Genomic DNA, 6,758 nt, shown 5'->3' with positions numbered 1-6,758 from the left:
TCTGGTTTAAATCTACTAAGAATAATGAGTTAGCTCTGTTTCTTCAGGTTTACAAATCAGAAATGCTTATTGAGGGCGGGTCGAAGGATTAAAAAAAGGTTCGCAAATCATAGATATTAAAAAGTAAAGCTCATTGAATCATAACGCTATGATTAAATGAGCTTTTTCAGTCTAGAAAGGGTTGCATTTGTCCGGTTGTTGCCAAACTTATGCTTCCCTGTGAACCATAATTTTAGCAAATGCTAAACTTATGGTTACTTCCCTACTTTATTGGTTCTTGATGAACCAGCTTTTGGTGGAGACGGCGGGAATTGAACCCGCGTCCGTCAGCACTCTGCCATCGGCTCTACATGCTTAGAATCCGTTAATTAGTTTAACCTTCCACAGCCCAACGGGCAGGACGTGGTTGGCGAGCTCAGTAAAGTTTAACGAAACGACCCTGAGTAAGCCGCTTGGCGATCCTGTTCTGAGTGACAGTCATTAGCGCGATACAGGCACCTTGCTAAAGACCGTTAGGGCCGTAGCCCTAAAAGTGCTTTTTCACTGCTTACGCAGCTAGTTGAGCACCGTAGTTGTCATCATTTGCAACTATGAGTTATAGCGATTGGAGTACGAGTGCCACTATACACTCGGCATGCACCTTTGGTTTTGTTACCAGCGTCGAAGCCATGTCGTCCCCGTAACTTTTACCAAGATTAAGCGTCTGGCTTCGACTGCGTCGAGTCCCGGCCAGCGGGCGGAGCCGCTGTCGCTTATGCCTTTTGAAGGCCAAGAAATTGGCTTTCAATTTGAGACAAAACAGGCATAAGCCCATGTCGTCCCCGTAACTTTTACCAAGATTAAGCGTTTGGCTTCGACTACGTCGAGTCCCGGCCAGTGTTTTAGCAACTGTCGCTTATGCCGTAATTTAATTGTTAGTCATTATATAGGGGCGCTTGTTGGGAATACAAGGCAAGCCTATTTATTTTACGTGTTCTCGAACAATACGTGCTTTCTGGCGATCCCAGTCACGGTTCTTCTCGGCATCTCGTTTATCGTGATCTTTCTTACCTTTGGCCAGTGCTATCTCGCATTTGATGTGGTTTCCTTTCCAATAAAGCGCCAATGCAACACAGGTGTGTCCAGCTTGGTTCATTTTGGCATTTATCTTTGCGATTTCTTTTTTATGTAGCAATAGCTTTCGTTGGCGCGTTGGTTCAGCGATAACGTGAGTACACGCTGACGTTAGCGGTGTGATATAGACGTTAAGAAGCCAGGCTTCACCGTTTTTTAGGAATACGTGTGAATCCGTAAGCTGAGCTTTGCCTTCTCTTAAGCTTTTGACTTCCCACCCTGTTAGAGCGAGTCCGGCTTCGAACTTTTCTTCAATATGGTAGTCGTGTTTAGCTTTCTTATTGAGAGCAATGGTGCCTGGCAGTTGTTTTGGTTTTTTCTTGGCCATATATCTATTGTTATCACTATCTCGTACAAATAGACCTAAACGTTTCTAGGGCTATAAAAATGAACCATTCTACACCATGTTTCAGTCATTTGTGCCAGCCTTCTGAAAATTTATGTTGCGTGTTTTTATTGAGGCTAGGCGACCACGGTCTTGGCGGGTACAATAGAGGTAAGATAGTTTAGGGTGATGTGAATGTCTTTAAGTATTAATCGTAGTGCCTTGGTTATGCACTCTGCTGAGCGTATGAGTGCACTGGTAAATGATGTGGCGGCTTACTCGCAGTTTCTTCCTTGGTGTTCAAGCTCGCAGGTCTTGGAGTCTGAATCGGAGTATATGTTGGCGAGCATTGAGGTTCAAAAGGGCGCGCTGAAGCAGTCGTTTACCACGCGTAACGACTTGTCTGAAGATGGCAGAATTATTATGAGCCTGGTGGAGGGACCTTTCAGCTATTTAAAAGGCGCCTGGGAATTTATTCACCTGAAAGAAGGAGCTTGTAAGGTTGAACTTACGCTCGATTTTGAGATTAAACAAAATTTGGCAAAAATGGCCTTTGCCAAGGTATTTAATCAGGCAGCTAACTCGATGGTTGATGCGTTCTGTGAACGTGCAAATCAATTATATCGTTAAGGAAACGTAAATAATGGAAAATATGATCCAAATAGAAGTTGCCTATGCCGCGCCTGATAAGCAGAAAATACTAACAGTCGAGGTGAAGCCGGGTACCAACGTTTTTGATGGGGCAAAAAACTCGGGAATTGATAAGGTTTTTCCTGAGATAGATTTCGATAAGGCCGATATGGGAATATTTGGTAAAGCGGTTCGTAAACCACTGGAGCAGGAGCTGAAAGAAGGGGATCGTATTGAAATTTACCGCCCATTAATGATCGACCCTAAACAGGCTCGCTTAAATCGGGCGGCAAAGAAAGACTAAATAGAGCGCTTAATATGCTGGGTTGCTCTCAAGTAGTGTGCCTTCGTAGCGTTGGTACACGCCTTGGCTATAGTAGACTTTTATGGTTTGTTTCTCGATTTCACCGCCCGCAACTTGATAGGTGTATACGTAGTTTTCGAGTTCTGTATCGAAGGTGTTGTCTAGAACGGGAGCACCTAATACGAAGTGAACCTGTTTTTTAGTCATACCTGCTTTTAATGTGTCGAGCATGTCTTGGGTGATGATGTTGCCTTGCTGGACATTGATTTTGAAAACGCCAGGAAAGCTACAGGCGCTTATGCTTAAAGCGGTGAGAATAATAATTAAAAACTTTTGCATCTAATTTTTGAATTCCATTATCTTTGCTTTACAATGTTTTCGGCTGATCTTTATGAAGATAGGCGAAACGCAAGCAAAGTATGTTGTAAAGAAGAAACTAACATTATAGCGAGGCATGATACCTGATTCGTGCAAACGCTGTGAATAGGATTACAAATAAATCATGCCAGACAACTCAGAGTTAAAAAAAGTTGGTTTGAAAGTTACCTTACCACGATTAAAAGTATTGGGGCTTTTGGAAGAAGCTGATGAGCACCATATGAGTGCGGAAGATGTCTATAAGGCTTTATTGGAATCGGGTGATGATGTAGGTTTGGCGACCGTTTATCGTGTACTTACCCAGTTTGAGGCTGCCGGTCTGGTCTTGCGTCATAACTTTGAGGGTGGACATGCGGTATTCGAGTTGGCGAAAGATGATCATCATGACCATATGGTCGATACCGAAAGCGGTAAAGTTATTGAGTTTCTAGACCCTGTTATTGAAAGGCGTCAGCATGAAATTGCAGAAGAGCATGGTTATGAATTAGTCGATCACAACCTTACGCTGTATGTTCGTCCCAAGAAGTAAGATTTGATATTACTGTGTTTTCTAAAGCCGCTCTTTGAGGCGGCTTTTTTTATAAAGAATAATTAACCACAGAGGATACAGGGCGCTACGCTTCACCGAGAAAAAAGAAAAGTCTTAAAAGCTTTTCTCTGTGAAGGCTGAAAGTTGCTCAGTGTTCTCGGTGGTTTATAGTTTTTATGCGGTCTCCAACATCTCCCTGGCATGAGCAAGTGTCTGCTCGGTCATTTCAATACCGCCTAGCATGCGAGCAACTTCCTCGGTTCTGGCTTTCTTATTAAGCAAGTCAATCGAAGAGCTAACTTTTCCGTCAATTGATTTCTTGCTAATGAAATAATGGTTGTCACCTTGTGAGGCAACTTGTGGCAGGTGGGTAACGCAAATGATTTGTCCATTCTTGCCTAGCGATTTGAGTAGTCGGCCAACAATTTGTGCTGTGCCGCCGCCAATGCCTACATCCACCTCATCGAAAACCAGTGTTGGAATGGTCGAGTTTTGAGCGACAATGACTTGAATCGCTAAGCTGATTCGGGACAGCTCACCGCCTGAGGCAACTTTGTTGATGGCTTTGGGGGGCTGTCCAGGATTGGTGCTAATCAGGAATTCGACGGTATCCAGACCGTGCTGGCTTACCTTGCTGTTATCGAGAGGTGTTAGGCTGACGCAGAACTTCACTGACTTCATATCCATCAATGCTAGCTGCTCACATATTTTCTTTTCTAAAGAGCTGGCACACTTTATACGCTTCTGACGCTGCGTTTCAGCTAAGGCCCGGTAAGTGTTTTCCAATTCGATTACTTCAGCTTGCAGTTGCTCCAGATTTTGGTCGCCATTATTAAAGTCATGTAGTTCTTTGCTGAGTTTGTTTTGTATGGTTAACAGCTCAGTGGGTTCACAGCGGTGTTTTCTTGCTAACTGGTAAGCAGTGCTTAGGCGTTCTTCGATTTCTTGCAGGCGTGCTGGGTTGAGTTCAAATGAGTCGATAAAATGGCGTAAATTACTACCTGCCTCTTCAATTTGGATTTGCGCTTCATTCAGCATGTTGAGTGCTTCACTAATCTCATGATTTTCGCTGGGTAGGTTGTGTAGTGATGAGGAGGCTGAAGAAACCATGCTGGCGGCATTAGCATCACCCTCTGAACATAACGCTAGAGCTTCATGTGCTCTACTCAAAAGCAGTTCTGCATTTGCTAGCTGGGATTGCTCTTTTTCGAGCTGCTCAACTTCACCTTCTTGTAGGCCCAGTGCCTCGAGCTCTTCAAGTTGAAAGGTAATGAGGTGAATGCGGGCAGTAATCTCATCCTGGTTGTTTTCAAGTTTAGATAGGTGCTTAGCTTGACTTGACCATTTATTAAAAGCGCTGGAAACCTTGTCTGAGGTACTTTGTAGTTGGCCAAAGTTGTCGACAATCACCCGGTGGTTATCTTTGTTAAGTAAGGATTGGTGTTCGTGTTGGCTGTGAATATCAATCAGTAGCTCGCCAATTGATTTTAAATTCTGTAGAGGGCTAGGGTGGCCATTTATATAGCTGCGCGAGCGGCCCTCGGCTGTGATGACTCTGCGCAATATACATTGCTCGCCTTCTTCCAGGTCGTGGTCTTTAAGCCATTCAAGTGCCTTGGGGTGTTTGTCTAACTCAAAGGCTGCAGAAATTTCAGCCTTGGGCTCTCCGTGACGCACCATGCTCGTATCAGCCCTGTCGCCAAGCGCCAAGCCTAATGCGTCGAGAATAATTGATTTACCAGCTCCGGTTTCTCCGCTGAGTACGGTCATGCCGTTGTTGAATAAAACTTCCAGGTGGTCAGCGATGGCGAAGTTGGAGACTTTGAGTTGGCTAAGCATGGTTATTTTTCCGTGTCTGGATATGCAAATCAAAATTTGCTAAATATTACTGTATCTATAACCAGTTGGTAAAGATAAATATTATTCTTTCAGGCCGAGATTAAATGCAGTTAAAAAATAACTTGGTGGTGACTTGAAACTTTTCAGAGTGGCCCCCATATAGGCACCAACTTATTTATTACTGGCGATGCTTAAGTGCACGTAGAGCATTTGAAAGTCGCTATGTCAGGGTGTGCAGCATGTGCTGCGTAACGTTAATTAGTTTGATTAACTGCTGTTTTGAGATTGATAAGCGAAATAGCAGAGTTGTGGTCAGTGGAGGCGCAGGTGAGCGTAGAAAACGAAAATAATTCAAATGAAGAGCATATTGTAGAGGCAGCTCAAGAGGCTGTGGAAGCTGCTCAGGAAGAAGTCGAAACTAGTGGCCCTGAGCAGAATGCTGAGGCAGATGGCAAGGATTGGCAGGCTGAGGCTGAGTCTTTGGCGAAGCAAATTGAAGATCTTAAAGATCAGGCAATTCGTGCCAAAGCTGAAGTGCAGAATGTTCGCCGCAGAGCAGAGCAGGATGTAGAGAAAGCGCATAAATTTGCTTTGGAAAAATTTGCCAAAGAATTATTGCCTGTCATCGACGGCTTAGAGAAAGCGGTAGAGGCGGAAGTTGCAGCGGGTAATGAAATGACGACCTTGCGCGAAGGTGTAGAAATGACGCTTTCGATGTTTTTGAGTGGCGTGCAGAAGTTTAATCTGGAGCAGGTTGACCCGGTTGGTCACCCATTTGATCCAACGTTGCACGAGGCGATGTCAATGGTTCCTGCGCCGGATGCAGAGCCAAATACAGTGATTGCAGCAATGCAGAAAGGTTATACCTTGAATGGTCGTTTGGTCAGACCGGCAATGGTTGTTGTATCCAAATAAACGCACAAAAAAAGTACAAAATAATGGTTTAAAGCTTGAAAATGGAAATTTCGGCCAAATATAAGCGTTAACCCAAAAATATAGGCGCTAAGGCTTAAGATGAAAAAAGCCATTAAGCCTTACCAACAGAATTTAGAAATTAGAGAACGGGAGTAAATCAATGGGCAAAATAATCGGAATTGACTTAGGTACAACTAACTCATGTATTTCATTGCTAGATGGCGAAAAGCCAAAAGTTATTGAAAATGCAGAAGGCGATCGTACCACACCTTCAATCATTGCATTCACTGACGATAACGAAATCTTGGTTGGTCAGCCAGCTAAGCGTCAGGCAGTAACGAACCCGACTAATACTTTGTTTGCGATCAAGCGTTTAATTGGTCGTCGTTTTGAAGATGAAGTTGTACAGAAAGACATCTCAATGGTGCCTTACACCATTTCTAAAGCTGACAATGGTGATGCGTGGGTAGAAGTTAAGGGCGATAAGAAAGCGCCACCTCAGATCTCTGCAGAAATCTTGAAGAAGATGAAGAAAACGGCTGAAGACTTTCTAGGCGAGTCAGTAACTGAAGCGGTAATTACAGTTCCTGCTTACTTTAACGATTCTCAGCGTCAGGCAACTAAGGATGCCGGTAAAATTGCTGGTCTAGATGTTAAGCGTATTATCAACGAGCCAACTGCAGCAGCACTAGCGTTCGGTTTAGATAAGAGCAAAGGCGATTCAA

8 protein-coding genes and 1 other RNA gene are annotated in these 6,758 nt (G+C 43.9%); 5 read left to right on the top strand and 4 right to left on the bottom strand.

Going from position 1 to position 6,758, the window contains the following annotated elements:
• Nucleotides 1–293: 293 nt before the first annotated feature.
• Together ssrA and smpB are read right to left on the bottom strand one after the other, a co-directional pair.
• Nucleotides 294–679: a transfer-messenger RNA gene (gene ssrA, locus A3763_RS08515) on the bottom strand.
• Between the two features lie 282 nt (nt 680–961).
• On the bottom strand, nt 962–1,441 hold the full coding sequence (smpB, locus tag A3763_RS08510) for an SsrA-binding protein SmpB (protein WP_068514034.1): 480 nt from the start codon (nt 1,439–1,441) through the stop codon (nt 962–964).
• A 192-nt stretch (nt 1,442–1,633) separates the two neighbouring features.
• On the opposite strand from smpB, the gene A3763_RS08505 reads away from it, so the two are divergent.
• Together A3763_RS08505 and A3763_RS08500 are read left to right on the top strand one after the other, a co-directional pair.
• Nucleotides 1,634–2,068, top strand: coding sequence for a type II toxin-antitoxin system RatA family toxin (locus tag A3763_RS08505; protein WP_068553707.1), 435 nt, complete (start codon nt 1,634–1,636; stop codon nt 2,066–2,068).
• A 13-nt stretch (nt 2,069–2,081) separates the two neighbouring features.
• On the top strand, nt 2,082–2,372 hold the full coding sequence (locus A3763_RS08500; RefSeq protein WP_082865264.1) for an RnfH family protein: 291 nt from the start codon (nt 2,082–2,084) through the stop codon (nt 2,370–2,372).
• A 9-nt stretch (nt 2,373–2,381) separates the two neighbouring features.
• On the opposite strand, the gene A3763_RS08495 is transcribed toward A3763_RS08500, so the two are convergent.
• A complete protein-coding gene (locus A3763_RS08495) occupies nt 2,382–2,711 on the bottom strand; it encodes an outer membrane protein assembly factor BamE (RefSeq protein ID WP_068514039.1) in 330 nt (109 codons plus the stop codon).
• A 163-nt stretch (nt 2,712–2,874) separates the two neighbouring features.
• Here A3763_RS08495 and fur point away from each other — a divergent pair, with 163 nt between their 5' ends.
• Nucleotides 2,875–3,279 carry a ferric iron uptake transcriptional regulator gene (fur, locus tag A3763_RS08490; RefSeq protein ID WP_068514042.1) on the top strand — a complete coding sequence of 135 codons (405 nt, stop codon included), beginning with the start codon at nt 2,875–2,877 and terminating at the stop codon, nt 3,277–3,279.
• A 174-nt stretch (nt 3,280–3,453) separates the two neighbouring features.
• Here the strand turns inward: fur and recN are convergent, their stop codons facing one another.
• Nucleotides 3,454–5,118: a DNA repair protein RecN gene (recN, locus tag A3763_RS08485; RefSeq protein ID WP_068514043.1), complete on the bottom strand. Its 1,665-nt coding sequence runs from the start codon at nt 5,116–5,118 to the stop codon at nt 3,454–3,456.
• A gap of 327 nt (nt 5,119–5,445) precedes the next feature.
• Here recN and grpE point away from each other — a divergent pair, with 327 nt between their 5' ends.
• A complete protein-coding gene (gene grpE, locus A3763_RS08480) occupies nt 5,446–6,033 on the top strand; it encodes a nucleotide exchange factor GrpE (RefSeq protein ID WP_082865342.1) in 588 nt (195 codons plus the stop codon).
• 160 nt (nt 6,034–6,193) lie between these two features.
• On the top strand, nt 6,194–6,758 hold a 565-nt coding region (locus A3763_RS08475; RefSeq protein ID WP_156495013.1), incomplete at its 3' end, for an Hsp70 family protein.

The sequence above is a fragment of the Oleiphilus sp. HI0128 genome (assembly GCF_001635365.1).
Note: the sequence above shows the minus strand (reverse complement) of the source record. Positions and strands in the feature narration are given on the sequence as shown.

Excerpts from the sequence above, each read along its gene's own strand:
- fur (WP_068514042.1), top strand. The coding sequence starts at position 2,875 with ATGCCAGACAACTCAGAGTTAAAAAAAGTTGGTTTGAAAGTTACCTTA.
- smpB (WP_068514034.1), bottom strand. The coding sequence starts at position 1,441 with ATGGCCAAGAAAAAACCAAAACAACTGCCAGGCACCATTGCTCTCAAT.
- recN (WP_068514043.1), bottom strand. The coding sequence starts at position 5,118 with ATGCTTAGCCAACTCAAAGTCTCCAACTTCGCCATCGCTGACCACCTG.
- A3763_RS08495 (WP_068514039.1), bottom strand. The coding sequence starts at position 2,711 with ATGCAAAAGTTTTTAATTATTATTCTCACCGCTTTAAGCATAAGCGCC.
- A3763_RS08500 (WP_082865264.1), top strand. The coding sequence starts at position 2,082 with ATGGAAAATATGATCCAAATAGAAGTTGCCTATGCCGCGCCTGATAAG.
- A3763_RS08505 (WP_068553707.1), top strand. The coding sequence starts at position 1,634 with ATGTCTTTAAGTATTAATCGTAGTGCCTTGGTTATGCACTCTGCTGAG.